Here is a 26090-nt window from a genome sequence, read left to right as displayed (position 1 = left end):
CCGGAATTGCCGATATGACTGACCTCTTGATCCGAAATGCCCGCTTGCGGGGCCAGGGCGACGCGCTTGCGGACATCGCGATTTCGGACGGTGTCATTGCCGAGATAGCGCCGCGCCTCGGCGGCGATGCCCGCCTGACGCTGGATGCGGCCGGAAACCTGGTCACCCCTCCTTACGTCAACGCACATCTGCATCTTTGCAAGGTGTGGACGCTGCCGATGATGACGGAAGCAGCGCTTGAAGCCTATCACGGCGGCGGCATGAGCGAGGCGGCGAAAGCAATCGATCTCGCCGCCGCGGTGAAGGAGACATACGATGCGTCCTGGATCATCCCGAACGCCAGGCGTGCGGTCGCGCTGGCGGCGCTGCATGGCAATCTGCACATCCGCGCCTTTGCCGATGTCGACACCAAGGCGCGGCTCGAGGGCGTCAAGGCACTGCTGGCGGTGCGCGAGGAATTCCGCGGCATCGTCGATCTCCAGGTCGTGGCGTTCGCGCAGGACGGGCTTGCTCGCGAGCCGGGTGCCGACCGGTTGGTGCGGGAGGCGATGGCGATCGGCGCCGATGTGGTCGGCGGGATTCCCTGGATCGAATCCTGCCCCGATGACATGCAGGCCCACATCGATTTTTGTTTCGATCTCGCCGCCGAGTTCAACGCTGATATCTCGATGTTGCTGGACGACGTCGGCGATCCCAACATGAAGACGCTGGAATCGATGGCGCGCCAGGCGATCTCGCGCGGCTACCAGGGACGCGCGCTGGCGCATCATTGCCGGGCGATGGCGCTCTATCCGCAATCCTATTTCGGAGAATTGACCGAGCTGTTGCGGCAGGCGCGCGTCAGCATCGTCAGCGACCCCCATACCGGTCCGTTGCACGCACGGGTCAAGGAGCTCCTGCAACAGGGCGTCAACGTCTGCCTCGGGCAGGACGATATTTCCGATGCCTACTATCCATTCGGCCGGAACAACATGCCGGAGGTGGCGTTCCTTGCCGCGCATCTGTTGTGGATGACGAAGGAGCGGGACATCAATACGCTCTACGATATGATCACGTCACGACCGGCAGCGGCGATCAATCTAGCGAAGTACGGTATCGAGGTGGGGTATTCTGCCAACCTCGTCGTGCTTGATCATCCTGATGTTACCGACGTGCTTCGCTTTCACACGCCTCCGGCCGCAGTCGTCAGCCACGGACGCATGATCGATCTCGCGTACATGCGCGATGTCGCGCAGCTCAAGCGATGATGTTTCTCGATGCAATCGACGCTTGTATTTCAAGAATCATTCTTGGAATGATTCTTGAAAGTTCTAGAGGTGTTCTATTGGCGGTGGCCTCCACTCCTCGCCTAAGCGTGATCCCGCTGGCGCGCCGTGGTCATTCCCGGCGCGCAGGGGGCAAGCTGCAGTCGGGGTGGTGGATTGAAGGTTCTTCGTGGGTTGGCTGTCGCCGCGTCGGCGACGGCATCGTCTTTGGTATTGTTGCCCCAGGCAACATTCGCGCAATCGAGTTCTTCGCAAACGACGCAACCGCTACCGCCGGTCACGGTCCAGGCGCCAGAAGCGCGCCGTCGCGCGCAGCCTGTGGCGCAGCGCCGCGTTCAGCGCGCCACGCAGATCACGCCGCCGCGCCAAGTGCAGCCGTTACGCGGCAATACGACGGTAGTTGAGAATCCGCGCGGCCCGATCGATGGTTATGTTGCCGGGCGCAGCATGGCCGGCACCAAGACCAACACGCCGATCATGGAAACGCCGCAGGCGATCTCGGTGATCGGCAGCGAGCAGATCCGCGACCAGAAGCCGGGCAAGCTCGACGAGATCCTGCGCTACGCGCCGGGAGTCGTGGCCGGTACCTTCGGCGCCGATATCCGCAACGACTGGTTCCTGATTCGCGGCTTCAAGTCCGACGATATCGGCCTGTTCCTCGATGGCTTGCAACTGTTCTACACATCTTACGCGAGCTGGAAGCTGCAGCCGTTCAACCTGGAGCGGGTCGAAGTCCTGCGCGGGCCTTCAGCGGTGCTTTACGGCGGCTCAAGTCCGAGTGGCATCGTGAATGCGATCAGCAAGATGCCGCCGGCGGAGCCGATCCGCTATCTTGAAACCGGCGTCAACAATTTCGGCAACGCCTATGTTGCTTTTGACTTCGGTGGGCCGGTGCAAACGCAGGCCAATAACGGCCAATTATTCTATCGCGTGGTAGGCCAGGTCCAAAATGGCGGTACCCAGGTCGACTTCACCCCCAACAACAATTACTTCATTGCGCCGTCGGTGACGTGGAAGCCCGATGCCGACACCAGTTTCACCGTGCTCGCATCAGCCTCGTATAACCAGACGCGCAGCCAGAACTTTCTGCCTTACGTCGGCACCGTCGTCGACGCGCCGTTCGGCCGTATTCCGACCAGCCTGTTCGCCAGCGATCCCAGCATGGATACCTTCAAGCGCGAACAGGAAATGCTCGGCTATCAGTTCGAGCGCAATCTCTCCGACAGCGTCACGTTCCGGCAGAATGCACGCTTCGCCCATGTCGACGTCACTCTGGCGACGCTATACGGCCTCGGCTATGCCACCACGCCTGCCGCAGCCAATCTCGCGCGCGGCAACTTCGTGACCCGGGGCATCGCCAACCAGGCTGATCTCGACAGCCAGCTCGAATATCGTTTCGCCACCGGGCCGCTTGGCCACACCATGCTGTTCGGGCTCGACCTGAAGCATTACAGCCTGGCTGATTGGCAGGGTTTTGGTTCTGCGACGCCGCTCAACCTGGTCAACCCGGTCTACACGCCGACTGCACCCTTCAACGGAGCTCCTTACCAGGATGCGACGCTGACCCAGAAGCAGCTCGGCGCCTATATACAGGATCAGGTCAAGCTCGACCGCTTTACGCTTGTGCTGAGCGGCCGCAACGATTGGGTTTCAACCAACAACGACAATCGTATCGGCCCGGATCAGAACCGTGACGACAGCCGGTTCAGCGGCCGTGTCGGCCTGATCTATAATTTCGACAGCGGGGTCGCACCCTATGTCGCTTATGCGACCAGCTACAATCCGATTGTCGGCCGCAACGCCGCGAACCAGTTGCTCTTGCCCGAAACCGGCGAGCAGACCGAGATCGGCTTGAAGGTCCAGCCTCTCGGCTTCAACGGCCATTTCGGCGTCGCCTTGTTCGATCTGAAACGCCAGAATGCGCTGACGACAGATCCGAACAACACGCTGCTGCAGACCCAGAATGGTGAGGTCACCTCGCGCGGCGTCGAAGCCGAAATTGTGGCCAATGTCATGCCGGGTCTCAAGGTGACCGGCTCCTTCACCACCTACAATCTATTCATCAGCAAGGACCTGAACCCTGCTTTGATCGGCAAGGCGCCGACCAACACGCCACAGCAGGTGGCGTCGACCTGGGCGGACTATACGTTCCAGGATGGGCCGCTGCGCGGGTTTGGATTTGGCGGCGGTCTGCGTTACGTTGGTGAATCCTTTGCGGACACTGCCAACACGCTGACTGTGCCAGCCGTCTTCCTTGGCGACGCGACGGTTCACTATGAATGGCAGAACTGGCGGGCCGCCTTGAATGTCGTCAATATCTCCGACAAGATCTATGTCGCAAGCTGCTCATCGTCGACCGCCTGCTTCTACGGTGATCGACGCCGGATCACGGCGAGCCTTTCCTACAAATGGTAGAGGAGTACGACGCTGAAGGCACGCACTGTCAGGCTCTGGTCGCTCGTCCACACCTGGACCAGCCTGGTCTCGACCCTGTTCCTGCTGCTGTTGTGTCTTACCGGCCTGCCGCTGATCTTTCACCACGAGATCGACGAGGCGCTGGGCTATGCGCCGCAGCCGCAAGCTGCGGCCGGCCAGCGGCCGGTGCCTCCGCAGCGGATCGTTGAAGCTGCGCTCGCCGCCGACTCCGGCCGGGTGATGCAGTACATCTCCTGGGACAAGGATGAGCCCGGGCTGGTGATGGCTTTCACCAACGATGCCGTTGACGGCAAGCCGGACAATGCGACGGTGCGCGCCTTCGACGCGGTTTCGACCAAGCTGCTTGGCCCGGTCGGCACCGGCCCGATGCTGATCGTGCTGAAGCTGCACACCGATATGTTCGCGGGCCAGGCCGGCAAGCTGTTCCTCGGCGGCATGGGGCTGCTGTTCGCGGTCGCGATCGTTTCAGGCGTCGTATTGTACTGGCCGTTCACGCGCCGTTTGAGCTTTGCGACAATTCGCAAGAATAGCTCGCGTCGCGTCGGTTGGCTCGACTGGCATAATCTGATCGGCGTCGTCACCATCGCCTGGACGCTCGTGGTCGGCTTGACCGGCGTCGTCAACACCTGGGCGGAACTGATGCTGGCGCAGTGGAAGTCGACCGAGCTCGCCGCCATGGTGGCGCCCTATGCCGGCAAGCCGCCGCCGGCGCATCTCGCGTCGCTGGACGATGTTGTTGCGCAGGCGACCGAGGCTGCGCCGGGTATGTCGATCGCGTTCATCGCATATCCCGGCACGCCCTTCACCTCGTCGCATCATTTTGCCGCCTTCATGCGCGGCGACACGCCGCTGACCTCGCGCCTGTTGAAACCGGTGCTGCTCGACGGCGAGACTGCGGCGGTTGCCGATACCCGCGCGCTGCCGGCCTATCTCCAGGCGCTCTTGGTCTCGCAGCCGCTGCATTTCGGCGATTATGGCGGGATGCCGCTGAAGATCATCTGGGCGGCGCTCGATGTGCTGACGATCGTGGTGATCGGCAGCGGTCTCTATCTCTGGTTCGCGCGCCGCAGCAGGAAGGCGCATGCCCCTGCCATGCGGGCGGAAGGCCCCATGGCGCTCGCGTCGCGATGACTAGTCGCACTGACAGCTCGCCCCGTTGGCTCAGCGTATTCGGCGCGCCGATCCTTGTCGCCGTGTTGACGTTGATCGGGCTTCTGGCTGCACTGATGTGGGGCGATTTCGGCCGCTACCTTTCATGGGTGACTGTCGCCGTGCCGGTGATCATATGCCTGTGGACGTGGCTGCGCGTCCGGCCATGGCGCTGGAACCGAAGAACGCTTAGATAACTCCGCCTGAACAGGCGAGGTGAATCGAATGAGCGATTTGCAGGAAGGTGCCATGGCGCGGTCGGCCGGCGAGATCGCGAGCTATCACGCCCATATCTACTACGATCCGGCGACAACGAGGCCGGAGGCCGAGCGCTTGAGGACATGGATCGGCGAGCGCTTTTCGGTCACGCTGGGCCGATGGCACGACGTCAAGGTCGGGCCGCACGATCAGGCCATGTACCAGGTGGCTTTCGCCGCAGAGGTCTTTGCCGAGTTCGTGCCGTGGCTGATGCTCAACCACGGCAGCCTCAGCATCCTCGTGCATCCGAACACGAGCAATCCGCGCCGCGATCATCTCGTCGATCCGCTTTGGATCGGCCGCCCGCTCACCGTGCACGGCGAGAAGCTGCCGGAAGAGAGCGAACTCGAGCAGGCACCCGCGCCGAATACGACGCCGCATCTTCGGCCGTGAACCGCCTCGGTTGAAGGGTGGGCAAAGCGACTTCTGGCTGAAGCCTATCAACACGCGGCGGCGGAAGCGTGCCCACCGTTACGAGCGGAGCGCTTGATGGTGGGCACGGCGCTGACGCGCCTTTGCCCACCCTACAAGTTCACAACTCAATTCGCGCTGTCGATCAGGTTTTCGAGTAGCCGCTTCAATTCGTTGGTGGACTTGTTGCCGTAGTTCTCGACGATATGCGCTTCCTGGCTCATCGCGAGCGAGTTCAATCGCTGGCACAGAATTTTTCCGCGCTCGGAGCAGAACATCAGCACCTTGCGGCGGTCCTTCGGATCCTGGACGCGGTAGACCAGGGCATCCGACACCATGCGGTCGACGATCTTGGTCAGCGTCGGGTGGTTGAGCAGCACGGCTTCGGCGAGCTCGCCCATCGAACGGCCGTTGCCGTCGAACAGGACCTTCAGGATTCGCCACTGCTCGACCGGCACACCCTCCTTGGCCAGCCGCGATTCAAGCTGCCGGTTGATTTCCCGGTTGGCTTGCGCGAGCAGGTAGGCGAGATGTTCAGTGAGCGGGGTATCTTGGCTTGGCGGTTTGGCCACGATTGAAGACTTTGTTTTGACCCTGATGAGTGAACGACTGGCGCTGATTGCCCGTTCTATATGCATGGCAATTGTTGAAGTTTCAATATTTTCGCCTAGGATATTTGTCGAACGGGTGGGACAACCGGCGGCGCCGTGCATCGATGCACCGCGCGACAAGGGGCGAAGTGTCGGACAGGAGTGGGCGTGCTCTCAACAGTCAGCGTCAACAGCGGCGGCGCCCCCATGCCGCCCTTCGTGTTCAGAGGCCTGTCGGCGCCGACGACCGATCCCTCCTGGCATCCCGCTGATGTCGGCTTCAGCAAGCGAGGTGGCGCCCACAACAAATTGAGGGTCGCGAACTTCCTCACCTTCTCCGGCTCGCCGGGAATCTGGGGGCCGGCCACCACCAACGCGGTGTTGCTCGCGGTCTCCGAGATCAATCGTCGCGGCGGCATTTTGGGCCGCGAGATCGAATTGACGATGCTGGATGCCGGCGGCCCGATCGAGGATGTCGTCCGCCGTGCCGCGGAGGCGGTCGCCCTTGACGAGGTCGACGTGATCATGGGCTCGCATATCAGCGCGGTCCGCGTCGCGCTGCGCAAGGTCACCGGCGGCCGGGTGCCCTATATCTACACGCCGGTCTATGAGGGCGGCGAGCGCACGCCGGGGGTGATGGCGATCGGCGAGACGCCGCGCTGGCAGAGCCGGCCCGCGATCCACTGGCTCGCCGATGTCAAGAAGGCCTCGCGCTGGTATCTGATCGGTAGCGACTATGTCTGGCCGTGGCAATCGCATCGTGCGGTGAAGAAATATATCGCCGAGTCCGGCGGGCAGGTGGTCGGCGAGGAGTTCGTCCCCGTCGGCGAGGACAATCATTCCGCCCATCTCGACCGCATCCGTGCCGCGCGTCCCGATGTCGTGCTGATCTCGCTGATCGGCACCGACAGCATCACCTTCAACCGCGCCTTTGCCGAGAGCGGCCTGGCGGCAACGACGCTCAGGCTGGCCGGCGCGATGGACGAGACCGTGCTGCTCGGTATCGGCGCCGACAACACCGAGAACCTGTTCTGCGCGTCCGGCTATTTCATCGGCATCGGCTCGCGCGCCAATGATGATTTTCTCAGTCAGTATCACGCCACGTTCAGCTCCACCGCACCGCCGATCGGTTCGGTCGCGCAATCCAACTACGAGGGTCTGCGCTTCCTGCAGGCGGCGGCCGAGCGCGCGGGCTCGCTGGCGTTCAAACCGCTGCTCACTGCGGGACGCAACATCGTCTATACCGGCGCCCGCGGGCCGATCACCATTCGCAGCGGCCGCGCGGAGATGCCGATGTATCTCGCCGAAGCCGACGGCCTCGATTTCAAGCTGATCAAGACGATCTGACGCCCGCAAGGGGTTGCGTCCGCGCGCGCAGTTCTGCAAAATAATTCTTGAAAAGGAAAATATTTCCGTCTGTAATACCCGGGCGGCCTCGGGTGGGACCGCGTCTTCGCATGCATTCCGCGGCCGCGCGCCATCATCAAGCTTCCAGGGAGAGTGTCTTGTCCGTCGTGCTTCCGACCCCAACGCAACTTCGCGCGGTCGCCGCGCAATGCTGCCTCGCGCTTTCCGACGAAGACGTCGCTTCGTTCCGCGGGCTGATGCAAAGTTCGGTCGACGCCTACAACCTCGTTGCCGCAATGCCCGACGAGGTGCCGCCCGTGAAATATCCGCGTACGCCCGGCTATCGACCGAGCCCGGAAGAGAATCCGCGCAACGCCTGGTACCGCAAGGCGACGGTGAAGGGCGCAGATTCCGGCAAGCTTAAGGGCAAGAAGGTCGCGCTGAAGGACAACATCATGCTGGCCGGCGTGCCCATGATGAACGGCTCGTCGACGCTCGAAGGTTTTGTGCCCGATTTCGATGCGACGATCGTGACGCGCATGCTGGATGCCGGCGCGGAGATCGCCGGCAAGGTGCATTGCGAATCCTTCTGCATCTCCGGCGGCAGCCACACCAATTCCACCGGGCCGGTGCATAACCCCTACAAGATGGGCTATTCGGCCGGCGGATCGTCATCGGGCAGCGGCGTCGTGGTGGCGCTTGGCGAGGTCGACATGGCGATCGGCGGCGACCAGGGCGGCTCGATCCGCATGCCGTCCTCGTTCTGCGGCACCTATGGCATGAAGCCGACCTGGGGGCTCGTGCCCTACACCGGCGTGATGCCGATCGAGGTCTTCGTCGATCACACCGGGCCGATGACGGCCACAGTGGAAGACAATGCCTTGCTGCTCGAAGTGCTCGCTGGCGACGACGGCTACGATCCCCGCATCAAGGCGCCAAAGGTCGATGAATATACCAAGGCGCTCGGCAAGGGTGTGAAGGGATTGAAGATCGGTGTGCTCAAGGAAGGGTTCGAGCAGGCCGGAGCGCAGCCCGCGGTGAACGAAAGCGTTCGCGAGGCGGCGAAGCGCTTCAAGGACCTCGGCGCATCCATCAGCGACGTTTCCATTCCGATGCATCTGCTCGGCCCCGCGATCTGGATGCCGATCGGCACCGAGGGCATGACGCAGACGATGATGTATGGCGACGGCTATGGCCTCAGCCGCTCCGACCTCTACTCGACCTCGCTGATGGATTTCCACCGCGGCTGGCGACGGCAGGCGGACTCGCTTTCCGAAACTACCAAGCTGTTGCTGCTGTTCGGCACCTACATCAACAACACGTTCGGCCCGCGCTATTACGGCAAGGCTGTAAATATCTCGCGCCGGCTGACGGCCGCCTATGACGCGGCATTCAAGGATTACGATCTGCTGCTGCTGCCGACCACGCCGATGAAGGCGACGCCGCTGCCGCCGGCCAATCCGGGCCGCGAGGATTATGTCGCGCGCGCGTTCGAGATGATCTCCAACACTGCGCCGTTCGACATCTCCCATCATCCGGCGATGTCGCTGCCGTGCGGCATGGTCGATGGCCTGCCGGTCGGCTTGATGCTGGTCGGCCGCCACTTCGAGGAATCCACTATCTACCGCGCCGCGCATGCCTTCGAGCAGTCCGGCGACTGGAAGAAGATGTGAGGAAGTTATCGTTGCACTTCGGCCGGATCGCGATGCATGGGTAGTGCATTCGTCGCCGCTTTCGAAATCCTGAGCTTCGGCGCGATCATCGTCCTGGTCGTGCTGGGGCTCGGGATCATCGCCAGCATGATGGGCATCTTCAATTTCGCGCAAGGCGAGTTCGTCCTGCTCGGTGCCTACGTCACCTATCTAGCCTATAGCCATGGCATCCCAGTCTGGGTCGGCATGGCAGCCGCGCCGTTTCTGGTCGGCGCGCTCGGCTTCGTGCTCGAGGCGCTGATCATCCGGCGCTTCTACGCGGCGCCGATCGTCGCAATGCTCGGCACCTATGCGCTCGGCCTAATCATCCGCGAATGCGTGCGCGGCCTGATCGGCGGGCTCTATCTCTCGGTGCCCGAGCCGATCGGCGGCTCGATCGATCTCGGCACCGTACACATCTCGGCATGGCGCTTCACCATCATCGTGATCACGATCCTGGTGATGATCGGCTGCTATCTCTTGCTGTCGCGCACCACGTTCGGCCTGCGGGTGCGTGCCACGCTGGAGAATCCGGCGCTGGCGCGGGCCTCCGGCATTTCCACCGCTGCGATGTACGGCACCACCTTTGCCTTCGGTGCGGCGCTTGCAGGGCTCGCCGGCGCGCTGCTGGTGCCGGTGTTCAGCCTGTTCGCCGATCTCGGCATCCGCTTCCTGATCCAGGGCTTTGTCGCGGTCATGGTCGGCGGCGTCGGCTCGTTCATCGGCCCGGTCGCGGGCGCGGCCGTGATCGGCACGCTCAGTGCAGCGCTGCCGTGGGTGATGGCGCCGGTGATCGCCGACATCCTCGTGTTCGTGCTTGCCATTGTTTTCATCAAATTCCGGCCGCAAGGCCTGCTTTCGGGAAAAGGGGTCTAGTCTCATGCGTAGCGATCACTTGAAGTTAAGCCGGCGTCGTTTCCTGCAGAACTTTGCCTTTGCCTCCACCGCGATCGCGACCGGCGTAGGAAGCTGGGTGATCCGTCCCGAATGGGCCAATGCCGCCGAAGGCCCGATCAAGGTCGGCATCGCCACCGACCTCACCGGCCCGATCGCCTATGCCGGCAACGCCGATGCCAACACGGCCAAGATGGTGGTCAAGGAGATCAACGATGCCGGCGGCCTGCTCGGTCGTCCGATCGAGCTCTTCATCGAGGACACTGCGTCCAACGAATCGGTCGCGGTCGGCAACGTCCGCAAATTGATCCAGCGCGACAAGGTCGATCTCGTGCTCGGCGGCATCACGAGCTCGATGCGCAACGCGATCAAGGACCCGATCGTCGCCCGCGGCAAGACGCTCTACATCTACCCGCAGCTCTACGAGGGCAAGGAGTGCACGCCGTATCTGTTCTGCACCGGGCCGACGCCGGCGCAGCAATGCGACGAGTTCATCCCCTGGCTGATCAAGAACGGCGGCAAGCGCTTCGCGCTGCCGAGCGCCAATTACGTCTGGCCGCATACGCTGAACGTCTATGCGCGCAAAGTGATCGAGGCCAATGGCGGCGAGGTGATCTTCGAGGAATATTACCCGCTCGACCAGGTCGATTTCAGCGCCACCGTCAACCGCATCGTCTCCAACAAGGTCGACGTCGTCTTCAACACGGTGATTCCACCCGGCGTCGGTCCGTTCTTCAAGCAGCTCTATGAAGCCGGCTTTCTGAAGAACGGCGGCCGGCTGTCCTGCGTCTACTATGACGAGAACACGCTCAACATTAATCAAGCCAACGAGATCGAAGGGCTCGCGAGCTGCCTCGATTATTTCAAGGTGCTGACCAAGGACGATCCGGTCAGCGCCAAGATCCAGGCGACCTATGAGAAGGATTTCCCCGGCAATTTCCTGTTCGCCGCCGGCAGCGCCGCGACCGGCACCTATCGCGGATTGAAGCTGTGGGCCGCCGCCGTGAAGGAAGCCGGCAAGGTCGATCGCGATTCCGTTGCTGCCGCGCTAGATCACGCCAAGATCGCGGAGGGGCCGGGCGGTCCTGCCGAGATGGTGCCGGGCCAGCGGCACTGCAAGATGAACATGTACACCGCGGTTGCCAAGGGCGGCGTGTACGAGATCGTGGCCCGCAGCAGCGGGCTCGTCGACCCCAAGGAATGCTGAGTTAAGAATGGGCGCAACCGACCAGGCGGTTCGTACGGGGATCGACGAACAGCCGGACACCACGACGGCTGAGCACGGCGCGGGCGCCGCGCTGGCGTCACAGGCCAAGACGCCGCGCCGGGTCCTGCCGATCGTGGAGATCCTGGTGCTGCTGGTCGCAGTCTTCCTGCCGCTGGTGCTGCAGGATTATCTGACCGTCTTCGCCACCCGCGTCATCATCCTTGCGCTGTTCGCACTGTCGTTCGATCTCGTCTGGGGTTATGCCGGCATCATGAGCTTCGGCCAAGCCCTGTTCTTCGGCTCGGCCGGCTACGGCGTGGCGCTGCTGGCGCGCGATCTCAACGTCACGTCGATCTTTCTGGTGCTGCCGGCGGCGATGCTGATCGGGCTGATATTCTCGCTCCTGCTCGGCTGCTTCCTGTTGCTCGGCCGGAATCCGTCGAGCATGATCTTCGTCGCGCTCGGCACGCTCACCGGGTCCTATGCCGCCGATCGCCTGGCGCGCGGCTGGTACTATCTCGGCGGGCAGAACGGCATTCCTTCGATCCCGCCGATGTCGCTCGGCAGCACCGATATCACGGAGGGGCCGGTCTATTACTACCTCGCGCTCGGCATCCTGCTGGTCGTCTATCTCCTGTGCCGATTCCTGGTGCGCTCGCAATTCGGTCTGGCGCTCGCGGGTCTGCGCGAGAACGAGCAGCGCATCGCCTTCTTCGGCTACAAGGCGCAGCATCTGAAGGCGATCGTCTTTACCGTCGGCGGCACCATCGCAGGGTTGGCCGGCGGGCTCTATGCATTTCACGAGGGTTTCGTCTGGCCCAACATGCTGGGCGTCGTGATCTCGACCCAGGTCGTGCTCTACGTCCTCTTTGGCGGATCGGGTACGCTGATCGGTGCCGTCATCGGTACCGTGATCATCGAGGGCGTCAGCTTCTGGCTATCGGACAATTACCGCGACATCTGGCCGATCATCCTCGGCGTGTTGCTGCTCCTGGTGATCCTGTTCCGCCCGCTCGGCCTGATCAGCTTCGTGCTGGGTGAGCGCGAGCGCGTCGGCAGCTTCGGCGGAAGGGCGAAGGGAAGCAGCCATGCCGCTCCTTGAAGCCACCGGCATCAAGAAGGTGTTCGGCAAGTTGACCGCGCTCGACGGAGCGGGGTTGACGGTCTCCGAGAACGAATTTCACGGCCTGATCGGCCCGAACGGCTCGGGCAAGAGCACGCTGATGAAATGCGTCGCCGGCGCCGAAACGCCGACCGAAGGTACCGTGCACTTTGCCGGCAGCGACATCACCGCGCTGTCGCCGACCGAGCGCGCCCGCGCCGGCATGAGCCTGAAGTTCCAGATCACCAGCGTGCTGCCGTCGCTGACGCTTTACGACAACATCCTGCTGGCGCTGCAGGCGCAATGCTCGCTGCTCGACCTCGTGCTGTCGCGCACCCGCGGCATATTACACGACCAGGTCATGGCGATGCTCACGCAATTCCGGCTCGCCGATCGCGCCCATGACGCGGCGGCGACGCTGTCGCACGGCCAGCAGCAATGGCTGGAGATCGCGATGGCGCTCGCGGGCAAGCCGCGGCTGTTGCTGCTCGACGAGCCGACCGGCGGCATGAGCCTGGAGGAGCGGCGCGTCACCGGCGAACTGCTGCAACCGATCAAGTCGCACTGCTCGCTCGTGATCGTCGAGCACGACCTAGATTTCATCCGCGACATCTGCGACCGCCTCACTGTGCTCGATCAGGGGAAAGTGCTGGAGAGCGGCACCGTCGCCGAGATCCAGGCGAGCCCGGAGGTACAGGAGATTTATCTGCGCCGTGCCTGACAGTCAGTTCCTCGATATCATCAATCTCGACGCCGGCTATGGCCGCAGCCAGGTCCTGTTCGACGTCAATATGGGCATTCCCTGGCGCGGCGGCGTCGCCGTGCTCGGCCGCAACGGCGCCGGCAAGACCACGCTGATGAAGACCATCGTCGGCGAACTCGGCCTGACCAGGGGCGAGCTCAAATTCAACGGCAAGGATATCGGCCGCAGCCCGACCGAGCAGCGTGTGCGGCTCGGCATCGGCTATGTGCCGCAGGAGCATTCGGTGTTCGCGCGGTTGTCGGTGCGCGACAATCTCGCCGTCGGCGCACTCTATAATCACGACGCCACGGCCATCGACCGGGTACTGGCGATCTTCCCGAAGCTGGCTCAACGCCTCGATCAGCCCGCCGGCACACTATCGGGCGGCGAGCGCAAGATGCTGGCGATCGGCCGCGCGATGCTTGGCGATCCGAAACTGCTGCTGTTGGACGAGCCGACCGAGGGCGTGTGGATCGGCGTGATCGAGGAGATCACCGAGCGCCTGATCGAGCTGGCAAAGGACATTGCGGTCGTCATCGTCGAGCAGCATCTCGACCTTGCGCTGCGGGTGGCCGACTACGCCTATGTCCTCGACCGCGGCCGCGTCGCGCTGCAGGGCCCGGCCGCCGCAGTCAGGGACGACCCGGAACTGCTGCGGTATCTGGCTCCCTAAAGGGAGACTTGCGCGGGCCTTTCTGTCATCACTTTTCGGGGGTGACCGGCCATTTGGTCTCGATTGTGCCCAAGTCTTGTTCCGTGATATGTCCAGTCAATTCGGTGAATCCTTATCTGGAGCCCGTCAGAGGCTCCGATGCGCCGAACGGGGTTAGATGGGTCGGATTGGGACAGGTGCAGCCGAGCGCCCGCGGGGTGGTGCTCGATGGATGGGCAAGGCGACATTTTCTGTCGCCTCGTTTGCGTTGGCGTCTGCCCTTGCCGCCTGGATCGCAGAGATTAACCCCTTGGATTTGCTGCGTGGTTCGGCCTTGGCGAACACTTCCGCGGCGATTTCCTTCAACGATCGGTTCGGGGCGCGCTCAACGCTCGATTCCGCCTTCATCTACTACCCCTCGCGCCCGATGCTTCGTGGCAGCCGTAACGATTTCAACGCGGAATTCGCCCATATCCAGGGTTCGCTGACCGAGCAGCTTCGGGACACCCAGACCGACGAACCCGCGCAAGCCAGCCCGCCGAGCCCGGCGCCGCCCCCCGCAGTCGCCGCGATTCCGCTCCCGCGGTCGCGTCCGGTCGATGCCAACCTGCAGGCAAGGAACGATCTGCCCCCCGCGCCGGCACCTGTGGCGCAGGCGGAGGAACGCTCCATTTGGCAGAAGATCACCGACTGGGTGCCAGGACGGGTGCAACTGGCGTCCCTCGAGCCGAATGGCGGAATCCTTCCCGGCACCGGGCCGAGCCTGACCACGCTTGGCTACGACAGCACCACCGCCGTCTATGACATCACGGCGCGCACCGTTTACATGCCTGACGGCACCAAGCTCGAGGCGCATTCGGGTCTCGGCGGCCTGATGGACGACCCCTCCCGCGTGAATACCCGCAACGCTGGTGCGACGCCGCCCGGCATCTACGAGATGAAGCCGCGCGAGAAGCTGTTCCATGGCGTGCCGGCGCTGCGCATGACCCCGGTCGATAGCACGGATACGTTCGGCCGCGCCGGCCTCCTGGCCCACCCTTACATGCTCGGCCCGAACGGCGATTCCAACGGCTGCGTCTCGATCAAGAACTACGACCATTTCCTGAAGGCCTACCGCAACGGCGAAATCAAGCGAATCGTCGTCGTGGTCCGGCTCAACGACCGCCCGCCGCAGGCCGCAGCCACGCGCTCAGCGTCGCAGTCGTAAGTTCCTTCCACCTCGCCCGCTTGCGGGAGAGGTCGGCGCGTGAGCGCCGGGTGAGGGCTCTCTCCACACATTCGGACAGAGTCAATCGCGGAGATACCCCCACCCCGGCCCTCCACCGCAAGCGGGAGAGGGGGCGCAGCATCCGACGTGGATGCAACTCGACTTAACCGCCGATCTCCTTCCGCACCAGCGCGGCGGCGTCGCACATCGCCTTCAGCTTTCCGAACGCGACGTGCCGCGGCATGTATTTCATGCCGCAATCGGGCGCGACCACCAGCCGTTCGGCGGGCACCTGCTTCAGGCCGCTCCGGATGCGTCCGGCGACCGTCTCCACGGACTCGATCTCGGGATTGCCGAGGTCGAGCACACCAAGCATGATTTTCTTCGACGACAGCTCCTTAAGTACGCCGAGGTCGAGCTTGGGCTGCGCGGCTTCGATCGAGATCTGGTCGGCCGTGGTGTCGTTGAGCTCGCCGAGGAAGGAATAGCCGGCGGGCTTGTTCGAGCCCGGCACGACGGCGGCATAGCCGAAGCAGAGATGAACGACGGTCGGCACCGTGATGCCTTGAAGCGCGCGGTTGATCGCCTTCACGGCGTAGCGCTTGGCGAGATCCGGATTGTTGCGCACCCAGGGCTCGTCGAGCTGGATCACGTCGGCGCCGGCCTTTTGCAGGTCGAGCGCCTCGGCGTTGACGGCTTCGGCGAACGCCATCGCGAGTTCCTCGTCGTCCTTGTAGAACTCGTTCTTGGCCTGCTGGCTCATGGTGAACGGGCCGGGCAGGGTGATCTTGGCCGCGCGGTCAGTGTTCTGCCGCAGGAACTGCATGTCATGCAGTTCGACGGCGCGCGTGCGTTTCACCGGGCCGACCACGCGCGGCACCGGCGTCTGTGTGCTGCCGGTGCGGGCGGTGATGATGGCAGGATTCTCGTCATCGATGCCTTCGAGCGCGGTGGCAAAGCGGTTGGAATAGCTTTCGCGGCGGATTTCGCCGTCGGTCACGATATCGATGCCGGCGCGCTCCATGTCTCTGATGGCGACGATGGTTGCATCGTCCTGCGCTTCTTCCAAATGCTCGGCCGGCAACCGCCACATCGCGTGCAGGCGGGTGCGCGGCACGACTTTCGACAGCATGGCGCGATCGACCAGCCATTCCGGCTGCGGGTAGCTGCCGACGACGGTGGTCGGCAAGAGATGCGTCGGGAGGTTCATGATAGTCTCCTTGTTGTTCTTGGTTCAGCGAATCGCGTCACGCCGCGCGAGTTGCCGCGGCCGCAGCTTCGTCCTGCACGGGATTGCGCAGCACGCCGATGCCGGAAATCTCGACCTCGACCACGTCGCCACCCTTCATCCAGAGCGGCGGGTTGCGATAGGCACCGACGCCGCCGGTGGTGCCGGTGACGATGACGTCGCCGGGTGCAAGCTCGGTAAAGGTCGAGCAATAGGCGATCAAGGCAGGGACGTCGAACACGAGGTCCGAGATCGGCGCGGCCTGCACCTCGACGCCGTTGAGGCGGGTGGCGATGCTCTGCTTGCTGATGTCGGGGAGTTCGTCGGTCGTCACCATCCACGGGCCGAACGCGCCGGTGCCGACGAAGTTCTTGCCCGGGGCGAATTGCGAGGTGTGGCGCTGCCAGTCGCGGATGCTGCCGTCATTGTAGCAGGCATAGCCCGCCACATGCGAAAGCGCAGCCTCGCGCGAAATCCGCCGGCCGGCCTCGCCGATGATGACGGCCATCTCGCCTTCATAGTCGAAACGCTCGGACTCCAGCGGCCGGATCATCGGCTGGCCGGCGCCGACCTGGCTGTTGGCGAAGCGGGTGAAGATCATCGGATGCGGCGGCGTCGGATGGCCGCTCTCGGCAAGATGCGTGGCGTAGTTGACGCCGATGCAAAGGATCTTGTCGGGATCGGGCACGGTCGGCAGCAGCTCGACATCCCTGAGCGCGTAGTCGGCGCGTTCGCCCTGCAGCTTCCTCAACTCGTCGAGCGAGCCCTCCGCAAGCAGCGCCTTCAGCGTGGGAAAATCCTTCAGCCGTTTGCCGGCGTCGATCACGCCGGAATCGGTGACGATGCCATAGCTTGCGACATTGGCCGCCTTGAAACTTGCGATCTTCATGATTTGACACTTTCTTCGATGGAGGAAACGTAGGCGTCGATAGGCAGCACGATCTCGCCCGCGCGGATCGGGACGCAGTCGGGCGGGAATTCCTGGCGGAAGCCGGCGCCGTGGGCGGCGGCGCGATCGAGGAAATCCTCGAGATGGTCCATCGCGCCGGTCGGCAGATCGTGCAACACCATCAGCGTCCAGGGCTGCGAACCGCATTGATCGAGCGCGCGGCCGACCCAGCCGTCCGGATCCTCCCAGTCGCGCGGGATCGCGTTCCAGAGCACGCAGCTATGTTTGTTGCGTTTGAGGTAATCGACGACGGATGGTTTCAGCAGCCGGTCGTCGAGATTGCCGCCGCCGCCAAACGGCCGGAACCAGCGCTGCGGATGGGCGAGGTCACCGATCGCCGCCTGCGTGCGGCCGATCTCGTTCGCCGCCGTATCCGCATCCGCCTGCTGGCCGAGCGGAATGCTGTGAGTGAAGGTGTGGTTGCCGATCCAGTGGCCGTCGTCATGAGCGCGGGCCGCAAGCTTGCGCCGCGCGGGATCGCGGAGCTTCTCGCCGATCACGAAGAACGTCGTCTTGATGTCGCGCTCGCGCAGGATGTCGAGTACGCGCGGCGTGACCTCCGGCTCGGGGCCATTGTCGAAACTCAATGTCAGGTCGAACACGCTGGCATCCTTTACGTCGCCGGCTGCACGGCGCCGGACCCGACGTCGTCGGCAGCGCTGTGGCCGGCGCGGGTGCCGGTCTGCCAGATCGCAGCCTTGCGCTCGATCCACTTGATCAAGGCATTGAAAGCCATCGCCATGAACAGCACCAGCAGCACGCCGGCGAACACATGCGGGCTGTCCAGGATGGTGCGGTAGCGCGAAATCAGGTAGCCGATGCCGGCGGACGAGATCAGCATCTCCGACACCACCACGCCGACGATGACGAGCGCGCCGCCGACGCGCAGGCCCGACAGTACGGTCGGGATCGCGGCGGGAATGATGACACGGACGAGGCGCTGACTCATCGTTGCGCCCATGCTGCGCGCGGCAAGTATGAGCTGCGGGTCGATGGTTTGGATGCCGGCTGCGGTTGCGAGCATCGTCGGCAGGAAACCGTAGATCGAGGCGAAGGCGATCTTGGATTCCGTGCCGATGCCGAGCCACACCGTGAACACGGGATAGAGGATCACGAGCGGCACCGCATAGAGGCTCGAGACCATCGGCATGATCAGTACGCGTGGCCGCGGCAGGCTGCCGACGATGGCGCCGAGCAGGATGCCGCCGCCGCAGGCGAACGCCATCGAGATCGCGACCTCATAGAGTGTCACCGCCAGCGCGTGGCCATATTCCGGCGCCTCGTTCCATCCGGCCCTGAGCGTCGAGGACAGCGACGGCAGGAACAGTTCCGGAATAAGACCGGTGCGCGGCAGGATTTCCCACAGCGCGATCAGGCCGATCACGATCAGATGCCGCAGCGTCTTCGCGCTCATCGCAAGCCTCACGCCGATTTGCGGATGTGCCGCCAGATGCGGTCGCGCAGCGTGCCGAAGGCATCGCCGCTCAGCATCTCATAGGTGCGCGGCCGCGGCAGCGGCACCTGCAGATGGTCGACGATGCGGCCGGGCCGAGCCGACATCACGATCACTTCGTCGGCGAGGTAGACCGCTTCGGTCAGGCTGTGGGTGACGAACACCACGGTCTTGCCGGTCGCCGACCAGATGCGCAGCAGCTCGTCGCCCATGGTCATGCGGGTCTGCTCGTCGAGCGCGGCGAACGGCTCGTCCATCAGCAGCACCGGCGGATCCTGCACCAGGCCGCGCGCGATCGAGACGCGCTGCTTCATGCCGCCGGACAATTCGTGCGGATGGCGCTTGCCGAAACCGTCGAGCCCGACCAGCTTCAGAGCCTCCTGCGCCTTGGCGCGACGCTCCGCTTTCGCCACGCCGCGCAGCGCCAGCGGAAACTCGACATTCTCTTCCGCGGTGAGCCAGGGGAACAGGCTCGCTTCCTGGAACACCACGCCGACACGGTCCGGGTCCGGCTTGGGGATCGGCGCGCCATTGATGGTGATGCTGCCCATGGTCTGCTGGCGCAGACCGGCCATCATCATCAGAAGCGTCGACTTGCCGCAGCCGCTCGGGCCGACCAGCACGACGAAGCGGCCCGGCTTGATCTCGAGCGAAACGTTGTCGAGCGCGACCACGTCCTGCGTTGAGGTCTTGAAGACCTGGCCGACATTCTTGACCTCGATCGCGCCGGCGCGGGGCGGAGGCTTGAGCTGTGTCACGTTCGCCAATGACTGCATCGCGTTTCCACCCATCTGATCAGTTCGTTGAAGGTCATCGCGATCGCCGCGACCATCACCACGCCTGCCAGCAATTGCTTCATCTGGAAGTTCTCGCCCCAGGTCGCGATCTGGTGGCCGATGCCATCGCGCGAGGCATACATCTCGGCGAGGATCACGCCGGTGAGGTTGAAGATCATGGAAATCCGCAACGCCTCCAGCAGCACTGGCAGCATGCTCGGAAGGTAGACGCGGAATGCGGTCTGCGCGCGCGTCGCGCCGTAGGAGCGGGCGACCGTCAAATGCTCCACCTTCACCGACTCCACAGCCGTCGTGGTCGACATGATCACGATGAAGATGGTCGAGAAGAAGCCGAACCCGACCTTCTGCGAGAAGCCGACGCCGAACACCAGGATGAACATCGGCAGGAAGATCGATTTCGGGATGCTGAAGGCGAAGAACAAGAGCGGCTTTGCCACTTCCGCAAAGTAGCGGTTTTCCGCGATCAGGAACCCGATCAGTGCGCCTGAGGGGACCGCGAGCGCGAATGCGGTCAGCACTTCGGTCGCCGTCACCATCAGATCCTTGCGCACGGCGGCGCGCTGCAGGAGATCGCCGAGCGTCACGAGCGTGTCGGACGCCGACGGCAGCAGCCGCGGATTGACGATGCCGGTGCGCGACAGCAGTTCCCACAGCGCAAAGATCGCGACCACGATCGCGATCCGCGCCAGTTTTATGGCAAGCGCGCCCTGCATCTCAGAACTTCGTCGGGACCGGCTTGAACTTGGTGGAGATGATCTCCTCCACCGGCACGATATCCTTGAGCCCGCCGAGCTTGGCGAGATCAAGCGAAAGCTGCACGGCGGCGGGCACGTTCGCGGCACCCATGTTGCCGTCGGTCTCCAGCTTCAGAATCGTGTTCTCATATTCCAGCGCGGCGATCTCGGCCGGCATCTCGTAAAGCTCGGCGATCAGCTTCACCGTTGTGTCGCGGTTGGCGCGCATGAATTGCAGCGCGCCGTAGAGCGCGTTGACGGCCTTCTGCACCACCTCGGGCTTGGCATCGGCATATTTGTCGAGCACGATCCAGCCGGCGCTCAGATTCGGCGGCACTTCCTTGGCGTAGTCGAGGATGGTGCGGGCCTCGCCCGACTTCGCAATCTGGAAGCTGAGCGGCGAATAGACCACGGCGGCATCGACATTGCCCGCGAGCAGGTTCGGTACCAGGCCGCCACCGCCGACCGGCACGCGGGTGAATTCGAGCTTCTTGTCCTGCGCCGTCCACAGCGCGAGCAGGTCGGAGCCGGAGCCGGCCGAGGTGATCGCCACCTTCTTGCCGCTCAGATCCTTCACCTCGAGCGTCGACTTGACCGGCACCATCAGTTGCCAGCCGAAGCTGCCCATCGCGGCATTGGCGACGAGCTTCGACATCACGCCCTTCTTGCGCCCGGCCGACACCAGGGACGGAGGGTCGAGAATGATGTCGGCAGCACCTGCCGCCATCGCCTCGAAGGTCTCGGCGCCGCCGCGGTAGATGGTCAGCTCGGCGTTGATGCCTTCCTTTTCGAACAGCTTCTGCCGCACGGCGGTCTCGGCGATCGTCGTCGGCCAATAGGTCTTGGTCGGCAGCCCGACGCGAATCGTCTCGGCCGCGGAGACGGCGATGGGCGCTGCGAGCACGGTGACGGCGACGAGCGACGCCAGGGCATGGCGGCGGGACATGGGCATAGTTCTGTTTCCTCCAGGATGGCTGTTTGTTTCCGGGAACTGCTCCCGGCCTTCAGTTCGTGCCGTTCACCTCCGAGATCCGGGGCGCGGCGAACTCGACGAATTCCATGGTGATCGTGAAGTGCTTGGACAGCGCGATGACGGCGGCATCCGCATCGCGCCTGCGTACGGCTTCGACGATCGCGGCATGCTCGGCTTCGACATCACGCGGCTTGCCGACCTCGCGTCGGATCGACAGCCGGCGATAGCGCTCGCTCTGCTCGTGCAGTTCGTCGCGAAAGCCGAGCAGCCATCGCGAGCCGCAGGCATTGACGAGCGCGCGATGAAAGACGCGGTGGCGCACCACCCATTCCTCGTAATGCACGCCCGGCTGATCGGGATAGCGGTAAGGCACCGCCTTGAGCGCCTCCCAGGCGGCCTCGACGGCGGCGAGCCAGGCTGCGTCGCCGCGTTCGATCGAACGCCGCAGCGCCAATCCTTCGATGTCGATCCGCGTCTGCGTGACGTCGGCGAGATCGGCGAGCGAGACGGGGCTGACGCGAAAGCCGCGCTGGTCGGAGGCCTGCACCAACCCGTCCGCCACCAGTCGCGACAGTGCCTCGCGCACCGCGGCGAGGCTGACGGAAAACTGTTTGGCCAGCCCCGCGATGTGGAGCTTCTGCCCGGGCAAGAGCCGGGTCGAAAGGATGTCCGCGCGCAGCCGCTCCTGCACCGCAGACGTGAGGCTTCGCGGCCGCTCGTCGCCAAATCCCTCACGAAAACTCAACTCGATGCCGTTCATGGCGGCGGAGATTGACGGGCCCGACCACTGCCGTCAATCGAAAATCGATTTTTCCTATTCTCGAGTTCCGCGACGCGACGACGTGCTTCGCAGCGTGTTCGCCGCGAGTGGTGCTGGTATTTTCGGATACCATTTCGCAGTCGCAAAAAGTCTGACCGCTTGAAGACGGAGCAGGGCGATGCGCCATTGCAGTAGCAAGTCGGAACGGTTCGGCGTCCAGTCTAGGCCGCGTGGATCGAACGCTGCTTCTGGTCGAGCAGAGCAGGGATCTGTTCGGCCGGAACCGGGCGGCCAATGAAATAGCCCTGGGCCTCGTCGCAATTGGTCTGGCGCAGATATTCGAGCTGGTCCGCCGTTTCCACGCCTTCCGCCACCACGCCGATGCGCAGCTCCTGCGCAAGCCCGATCACGGACTTGACGATCGCAGCGCAGTCGGGCTGCACCAGCATGTCGCGGATGAAGGATTGATCGATCTTGATGCGGCTAAAGGGCAGTTTGCGCAAGTATGTCAGCGACGAGAAGCCGGTGCCGAAATCGTCGAGCGCAACCCTCACCCCCAAATCCAACAGCGAGTTCAGGATCGACAAGGCTGATCCATACTTTGCGATCAGCATCGATTCCGTGATCTCGATCTCGAGCCGTTCGGGGCGCACGCCGGCTCGCGCAAGCGCCTGCACGATCGTCTGCAGGATGCCGGCATTGTTGAACTGCACCGCGGAGAAGTTCACGGCCACGCGGATGTCGTCGGGCCATTCCGCAAGCGCCAGGCAGGCGCGGTGGACCACCCATTCGCCGATCTGGTGAATCAGCCCGGTCTCTTCCGCGATCGGGATGAAGTCACCAGGCGACACCAGCCCACGCTCGGGATGCTGCCAGCGCAGCAGCGCTTCGAACCCGGTGATGCGGTTTTCGCCGATCTCGATGAACGGCTGATAGACCAGGAATAACTCGTTGCGCTCGATTGCCCCTTCCAGATCCCGCCGCAATGCCAGGCGATCGCGCGCCGACTTGTCGTCGCCGGGTTCGAAGAAACAGATCGTGCCGGGTCCCGCCTTCTTGGCGCGATACAGCGCGATGTCGACGTGTTTCATGAGGTCGTGGGGCGTGTTGCCGTCGCGCGGCGCCAGCACGATGCCGACGCTGGTTGCCCCGAACGCTTCGCGTCCATCGATCACCAACGGATCGTCGAAGGAGGCAACGAAACACTCGGCGATCTCGAAGGCCTCTTTCGGCCTGGTCAGATTGGCCATGATCAGCGCGAACTCGTCGCCACCGATGCGCGCGACGTGTTCGGTGGCGCGGGTGCAGCGCTGCAATCGCGCAGCCGCCTGGATCAGAAACTCGTCGCCGGCGGGATGGCCGAACTTGTCGTTCACTTCCTTGAAGCGGTCGAGATCGAGCAGCAGGACGGCAAACTCCTCGCCGGTGCGTGCCAGCCGGTCAAGCGCGGCTTCCAGGTTTTCGTTGAAGGCAATTCGGTTCGGCAGCCCCGTCAGCAGATCCCGCCGCACGGTCCGCTCCGCCTCAAGCTGGGTGATGATGCGCCGTGTGAATTCGAAGGAATTGACGAACACGGCGCGGAGCAGGACGAAGCCATAGATTGCGAGCAGGATTGCAACCAGCAGGTAGACAAAATCGCCAATCCTGTACAGGCAGATCGCGGAGCCGATGAAGATCGGCGTGGTGAAGGCGATGGTGGCGATCGGGATGGTGGCGAAGGCGAGCGCACCGCCCGCAAGCATTCCGGCGCAAAGACAGGTGATCACCAGTTGACCGCCATTCGAGGCGTTGGCAAAGAACGCCACCGGAACGATCGCCCACGCGGACCCTAGTACGACTGCATTTAGCACCAATCGATGCATGGTGCGTCGAGAGACGAATTGCGGCTTCGCGATCCGTCGCGACGCGCGTGACTGCCATCCGAGCCATGCTGCGCCGCCGGCCACGGCCGCGGTCCAGATGCTGGCACGAAGCCAGTCCGCCGAGTGCCAGAGCGCGATCGCAAGTATGATCGCATTGCAGATGTTGGCCAGCATGAAGCCGACGGCATGGCCGAGCACAAGCGACATCTGCTCGGAGCGGATATAGCCGGCGCCGGTCTCGTCGGTTGCCGGTCCGCCGAACGCGGCGAGATCGCCGGCGAACAGTTTTGAGAGATATGAGCTCAGATACGTCCGCATCCCTCGCCCTGCAGGCCTGGCCCCAAGGCGGGCGCCGATTGCGGAACCTCGCTGCAAAGCTTTGACAAACTATGAATTATGGACCGGGCGGACATTGCAACAAGACGTTGTGATAACCGCGTGCGCGTGCATCGCTAACAAATCGATACAAATGCGCTTGACCGCGATTGAGCGCGGCGCCGGCGGAGCCGCCAACTGAGCGCGGCAGTCAGGGCCCTCAGGCGAAGGCGCATGGCCATAAGTCTTTTCAAATTGTAGCTTTGTCTGTACGACCACAGAAAATAAAAACCCTGGGGGAAACAAAATGAACAATAACAATGACAGCTTGGAATTTGATTACGTCATCGTCGGCGCCGGTTCCGCCGGTTGCGTGCTCGCCAATCGCTTGAGCGCCGACGGCAAGAATTCGGTGCTGCTGCTCGAAGCGGGACCCAGGGACACCAACATCTGGATCCATGTGCCGCTCGGCTACGGCAAGCTGTTCAAGGAAAAAACCGTCAACTGGATGTACCAGACCGAGCCCGAGCCGGAACTCCACGGGCGCCAGGTGTTTCAGCCCCGCGGAAAAGTGCTGGGCGGTTCGAGCTCGATCAATGGTCTGCTCTATGTGCGCGGCCAGCACGAGGATTACGACCGCTGGCGTCAGCACGGCAATGCCGGTTGGGGCTATGACGACGTGCTGCCTTATTTCAAGCGGGCGGAAGACCAGCAGCGCGGCGCGAATAAGTATCACGGCGCCGGCGGTCCGCTGCCGGTCTCGGACTGGCGGCATCACGATCCGCTGTCGGAAGCCTTCGTGAAGGCGGCGGCCGAGGTCGGCATTCCCACCAATCCCGATTTCAATGGCGCGACGCAGGAAGGCGCCGGCTTCTTCCAGACCACGACGCGGCGCGGGCGCCGCGCCAGCAGCGCGTTCTCCTATCTGCGCCCGGCGATGAAGCGCGGCAATCTGCATGTCGAGACCTCGGCGCTGGCGCAGCGCATCGTCTTCGAAGGCCGCCGTGCTCGTGCGGTCGAATTCAAGCAGGAGGGGCGGGTCCGCACGGCGCGTGCGCGGCGCGAGATCCTGGTCGCCGGCGGCGCCTACAACTCACCGCAACTGCTGCAGCTCTCCGGCGTCGGTCCGGCGGCGCTCTTGAAGAAGCACGGCATCGAGGTCGTGCTCGACCAGGCGGGCGTCGGCAATGATCTGCAGGATCATCTGCAGGTGCGGCTGATCACGCGCTGCCTGCAACGCGTCACGCTCAACGACGTCGTCAACCATCCGCTGCGACGCCTTTGGGCGGGCGCGCATTATGCGGCCTTGCGGCGCGGCCCGCTGACGATCGCCGCCGGCACTTCGGGCGCATTCTTCAAGACCGATCCGCGACTGGCGACGCCGGACATCCAGATCCACTTCATCCCGTTCTCGACCGACAAGATGGGCGAGAACCTGCACATGTTTTCAGGCTTCACCGCCTCCGTCTGTCAGCTCCGCCCCGAAAGCCGCGGCTCGCTCCGCATCAAGAGTGCGGACGCTTCCGTGCCGCCGGAAATCCGCATCAATTATCTGTCGACCGAAACCGACCGTCGCGCCTTCATCGACGGCCTCCGCATCCTGCGCAAGATCCTCGCAGCGCCGGCGCTGAAGACCTATTGCGCGGAAGAGATCGAGCCGGGTCCGAAGACGATCAGCGATGAGGACCTGCTCGATTTCTGCCGCCGCACCGGCTCAACGGTCTATCACCCGACCTCGACCTGCCGCATGGGCAACGACGCGCTGGCCGTCGTCGACCAACGGCTCAAGGTGCGCGGCATCGAAGGTTTGCGCGTGGTCGATGCTTCGATCATGCCCGACCTGATGTCAGGCAACACCAACGCGCCGACGATCATGATCGCGGAAAAGGCGTCGGACATGATTTTGGAGGATGCGCGCTGATCGTCTCTCTCCGCCTGCGGCAGGGGAATCGCATATGGATTTGCGGCCTCTATTGCGTTGTTTTGCAGGATGGATTCTGAGAGCGGCTCCCACAAGGCGGAGGGAGTCGTATGGGGAAGTTCAAGAAGGCTTTTCGGCGGTTGTCGG

At 63.6% G+C, this 26090-nt stretch carries 23 protein-coding genes; 13 read left to right on the top strand and 10 right to left on the bottom strand.

The window, feature by feature from the left end; translation table 11 throughout:
* Positions 1 to 14 precede the first annotated feature (14 nt).
* The 4 genes from ACZIRK_RS02460 (at position 15) to ACZIRK_RS02445 (ending at position 5501) form a co-directional block, all read left to right on the top strand.
* Positions 15 to 1247, top strand: a complete 1233-nt coding sequence (locus tag ACZIRK_RS02460) for an amidohydrolase family protein (protein ID WP_130224995.1) — start codon at positions 15 to 17, stop codon at positions 1245 to 1247.
* A gap of 174 nt (positions 1248 to 1421) precedes the next feature.
* Complete coding sequence (locus tag ACZIRK_RS02455; RefSeq protein ID WP_130224994.1) at positions 1422 to 3680, top strand: TonB-dependent siderophore receptor; 2259 nt, start codon at positions 1422 to 1424, stop codon at positions 3678 to 3680.
* A gap of 12 nt (positions 3681 to 3692) precedes the next feature.
* Positions 3693 to 4832 carry a PepSY-associated TM helix domain-containing protein gene (locus tag ACZIRK_RS02450; RefSeq protein WP_130224993.1) on the top strand — a complete coding sequence of 380 codons (1140 nt, stop codon included), beginning with the start codon at positions 3693 to 3695 and terminating at the stop codon, positions 4830 to 4832.
* Between the two features lie 243 nt (positions 4833 to 5075).
* Positions 5076 to 5501, top strand: a complete 426-nt coding sequence (locus ACZIRK_RS02445) for a DOPA 4,5-dioxygenase family protein (protein WP_245474619.1) — start codon at positions 5076 to 5078, stop codon at positions 5499 to 5501.
* 146 nt (positions 5502 to 5647) lie between these two features.
* Here the strand turns inward: ACZIRK_RS02445 and ACZIRK_RS02440 are convergent, their stop codons facing one another.
* The gene (locus ACZIRK_RS02440) at positions 5648 to 6091 is read right to left on the bottom strand and encodes a MarR family winged helix-turn-helix transcriptional regulator (protein ID WP_028162613.1); all 444 of its coding nucleotides are present in this window, start codon (positions 6089 to 6091) and stop codon (positions 5648 to 5650) included.
* A gap of 186 nt (positions 6092 to 6277) precedes the next feature.
* Between ACZIRK_RS02440 and ACZIRK_RS02435 the strand changes: the two genes are divergently transcribed.
* The 8 genes from ACZIRK_RS02435 (at position 6278) to ACZIRK_RS02400 (ending at position 14951) form a co-directional block, all read left to right on the top strand.
* A complete protein-coding gene (locus ACZIRK_RS02435) occupies positions 6278 to 7456 on the top strand; it encodes a substrate-binding domain-containing protein (protein ID WP_165435121.1) in 1179 nt (392 codons plus the stop codon).
* 158 nt (positions 7457 to 7614) lie between these two features.
* Complete coding sequence (locus ACZIRK_RS02430; protein ID WP_463326924.1) at positions 7615 to 9129, top strand: amidase; 1515 nt, start codon at positions 7615 to 7617, stop codon at positions 9127 to 9129.
* Between the two features lie 36 nt (positions 9130 to 9165).
* Positions 9166 to 10023, top strand: a complete 858-nt coding sequence (locus ACZIRK_RS02425) for a branched-chain amino acid ABC transporter permease (RefSeq protein ID WP_130224990.1) — start codon at positions 9166 to 9168, stop codon at positions 10021 to 10023.
* 4 nt (positions 10024 to 10027) lie between these two features.
* Entirely contained in the window at positions 10028 to 11248 is a 1221-nt protein-coding gene (locus tag ACZIRK_RS02420) for a substrate-binding protein (RefSeq protein WP_463326923.1), read from the top strand.
* A 7-nt stretch (positions 11249 to 11255) separates the two neighbouring features.
* Complete coding sequence (locus ACZIRK_RS02415) at positions 11256 to 12350, top strand: branched-chain amino acid ABC transporter permease (protein ID WP_130224988.1); 1095 nt, start codon at positions 11256 to 11258, stop codon at positions 12348 to 12350.
* Positions 12337 to 13071 carry an ABC transporter ATP-binding protein gene (locus ACZIRK_RS02410; RefSeq protein ID WP_130224987.1) on the top strand — a complete coding sequence of 245 codons (735 nt, stop codon included), beginning with the start codon at positions 12337 to 12339 and terminating at the stop codon, positions 13069 to 13071. Before ACZIRK_RS02415 ends, ACZIRK_RS02410 begins: the two co-directional genes overlap by 14 nt.
* The gene (locus ACZIRK_RS02405) at positions 13064 to 13765 is read left to right on the top strand and encodes an ABC transporter ATP-binding protein (protein ID WP_130224986.1); all 702 of its coding nucleotides are present in this window, start codon (positions 13064 to 13066) and stop codon (positions 13763 to 13765) included. Before ACZIRK_RS02410 ends, ACZIRK_RS02405 begins: the two co-directional genes overlap by 8 nt.
* Positions 13766 to 14078: 313 nt before the next feature.
* Positions 14079 to 14951, top strand: a complete 873-nt coding sequence (locus tag ACZIRK_RS02400) for a DUF2778 domain-containing protein (RefSeq protein ID WP_245474618.1) — start codon at positions 14079 to 14081, stop codon at positions 14949 to 14951.
* A gap of 163 nt (positions 14952 to 15114) precedes the next feature.
* On the opposite strand, the gene ACZIRK_RS02395 is transcribed toward ACZIRK_RS02400, so the two are convergent.
* The 9 genes from ACZIRK_RS02395 to ACZIRK_RS02355 form a co-directional block, all read right to left on the bottom strand.
* On the bottom strand, positions 15115 to 16161 hold the full coding sequence (locus tag ACZIRK_RS02395) for a uroporphyrinogen decarboxylase family protein (RefSeq protein ID WP_130224984.1): 1047 nt from the start codon (positions 16159 to 16161) through the stop codon (positions 15115 to 15117).
* 37 nt (positions 16162 to 16198) lie between these two features.
* Entirely contained in the window at positions 16199 to 17068 is an 870-nt protein-coding gene (locus tag ACZIRK_RS02390) for a fumarylacetoacetate hydrolase family protein (RefSeq protein ID WP_130224983.1), read from the bottom strand.
* The gene (locus tag ACZIRK_RS02385) at positions 17065 to 17730 is read right to left on the bottom strand and encodes a polysaccharide deacetylase family protein (RefSeq protein ID WP_130224982.1); all 666 of its coding nucleotides are present in this window, start codon (positions 17728 to 17730) and stop codon (positions 17065 to 17067) included. The genes ACZIRK_RS02390 and ACZIRK_RS02385 overlap by 4 nt, the downstream gene beginning before the upstream one ends.
* Before the next feature lie 11 nt (positions 17731 to 17741).
* Positions 17742 to 18542, bottom strand: a complete 801-nt coding sequence (locus ACZIRK_RS02380; RefSeq protein WP_130224981.1) for an ABC transporter permease — start codon at positions 18540 to 18542, stop codon at positions 17742 to 17744.
* Between the two features lie 8 nt (positions 18543 to 18550).
* A complete protein-coding gene (locus ACZIRK_RS02375) occupies positions 18551 to 19357 on the bottom strand; it encodes an ABC transporter ATP-binding protein (RefSeq protein WP_456642622.1) in 807 nt (268 codons plus the stop codon).
* Complete coding sequence (locus ACZIRK_RS02370) at positions 19336 to 20091, bottom strand: ABC transporter permease (RefSeq protein ID WP_130224979.1); 756 nt, start codon at positions 20089 to 20091, stop codon at positions 19336 to 19338. Before ACZIRK_RS02370 ends, ACZIRK_RS02375 begins: the two co-directional genes overlap by 22 nt.
* A 1-nt stretch (position 20092) precedes the next feature.
* Entirely contained in the window at positions 20093 to 21058 is a 966-nt protein-coding gene (locus ACZIRK_RS02365) for an ABC transporter substrate-binding protein (RefSeq protein WP_474417445.1), read from the bottom strand.
* Between the two features lie 58 nt (positions 21059 to 21116).
* Complete coding sequence (locus ACZIRK_RS02360; protein ID WP_130224977.1) at positions 21117 to 21845, bottom strand: GntR family transcriptional regulator; 729 nt, start codon at positions 21843 to 21845, stop codon at positions 21117 to 21119.
* A gap of 221 nt (positions 21846 to 22066) precedes the next feature.
* Entirely contained in the window at positions 22067 to 24025 is a 1959-nt protein-coding gene (locus ACZIRK_RS02355; RefSeq protein ID WP_130224976.1) for a putative bifunctional diguanylate cyclase/phosphodiesterase, read from the bottom strand.
* A 304-nt stretch (positions 24026 to 24329) separates the two neighbouring features.
* On the opposite strand from ACZIRK_RS02355, the gene ACZIRK_RS02350 reads away from it, so the two are divergent.
* Positions 24330 to 25943 carry a GMC family oxidoreductase gene (locus ACZIRK_RS02350; RefSeq protein WP_130224975.1) on the top strand — a complete coding sequence of 538 codons (1614 nt, stop codon included), beginning with the start codon at positions 24330 to 24332 and terminating at the stop codon, positions 25941 to 25943.
* Positions 25944 to 26090 lie beyond the last annotated feature (147 nt).

This window comes from Bradyrhizobium sp. Leo114 (assembly GCF_055229415.2).
This window is presented reverse-complemented; position numbering and strand designations above follow the sequence as displayed.

What these genes read in the sequence shown, in the direction of transcription:
- ACZIRK_RS02460 (WP_130224995.1), top strand. Translation starts at nt 15, where the DNA reads ATGACTGACCTCTTGATCCGAAATGCCCGCTTGCGGGGCCAGGGCGAC.
- ACZIRK_RS02445 (WP_245474619.1), top strand. Translation starts at nt 5,076, where the DNA reads ATGAGCGATTTGCAGGAAGGTGCCATGGCGCGGTCGGCCGGCGAGATC.
- ACZIRK_RS02425 (WP_130224990.1), top strand. Translation starts at nt 9,166, where the DNA reads ATGGGTAGTGCATTCGTCGCCGCTTTCGAAATCCTGAGCTTCGGCGCG.
- ACZIRK_RS02420 (WP_463326923.1), top strand. Translation starts at nt 10,028, where the DNA reads ATGCGTAGCGATCACTTGAAGTTAAGCCGGCGTCGTTTCCTGCAGAAC.
- ACZIRK_RS02415 (WP_130224988.1), top strand. Translation starts at nt 11,256, where the DNA reads ATGGGCGCAACCGACCAGGCGGTTCGTACGGGGATCGACGAACAGCCG.
- ACZIRK_RS02410 (WP_130224987.1), top strand. Translation starts at nt 12,337, where the DNA reads ATGCCGCTCCTTGAAGCCACCGGCATCAAGAAGGTGTTCGGCAAGTTG.
- ACZIRK_RS02395 (WP_130224984.1), bottom strand. Translation starts at nt 16,161, where the DNA reads ATGAACCTCCCGACGCATCTCTTGCCGACCACCGTCGTCGGCAGCTAC.
- ACZIRK_RS02390 (WP_130224983.1), bottom strand. Translation starts at nt 17,068, where the DNA reads ATGAAGATCGCAAGTTTCAAGGCGGCCAATGTCGCAAGCTATGGCATC.
- ACZIRK_RS02380 (WP_130224981.1), bottom strand. Translation starts at nt 18,542, where the DNA reads ATGAGCGCGAAGACGCTGCGGCATCTGATCGTGATCGGCCTGATCGCG.
- ACZIRK_RS02375 (WP_456642622.1), bottom strand. Translation starts at nt 19,357, where the DNA reads ATGCAGTCATTGGCGAACGTGACACAGCTCAAGCCTCCGCCCCGCGCC.
- ACZIRK_RS02370 (WP_130224979.1), bottom strand. Translation starts at nt 20,091, where the DNA reads ATGCAGGGCGCGCTTGCCATAAAACTGGCGCGGATCGCGATCGTGGTC.
- ACZIRK_RS02365 (WP_474417445.1), bottom strand. Translation starts at nt 21,058, where the DNA reads ATGTCCCGCCGCCATGCCCTGGCGTCGCTCGTCGCCGTCACCGTGCTC.
- ACZIRK_RS02360 (WP_130224977.1), bottom strand. Translation starts at nt 21,845, where the DNA reads ATGAACGGCATCGAGTTGAGTTTTCGTGAGGGATTTGGCGACGAGCGG.
- ACZIRK_RS02355 (WP_130224976.1), bottom strand. Translation starts at nt 24,025, where the DNA reads ATGCGGACGTATCTGAGCTCATATCTCTCAAAACTGTTCGCCGGCGAT.
- ACZIRK_RS02350 (WP_130224975.1), top strand. Translation starts at nt 24,330, where the DNA reads ATGAACAATAACAATGACAGCTTGGAATTTGATTACGTCATCGTCGGC.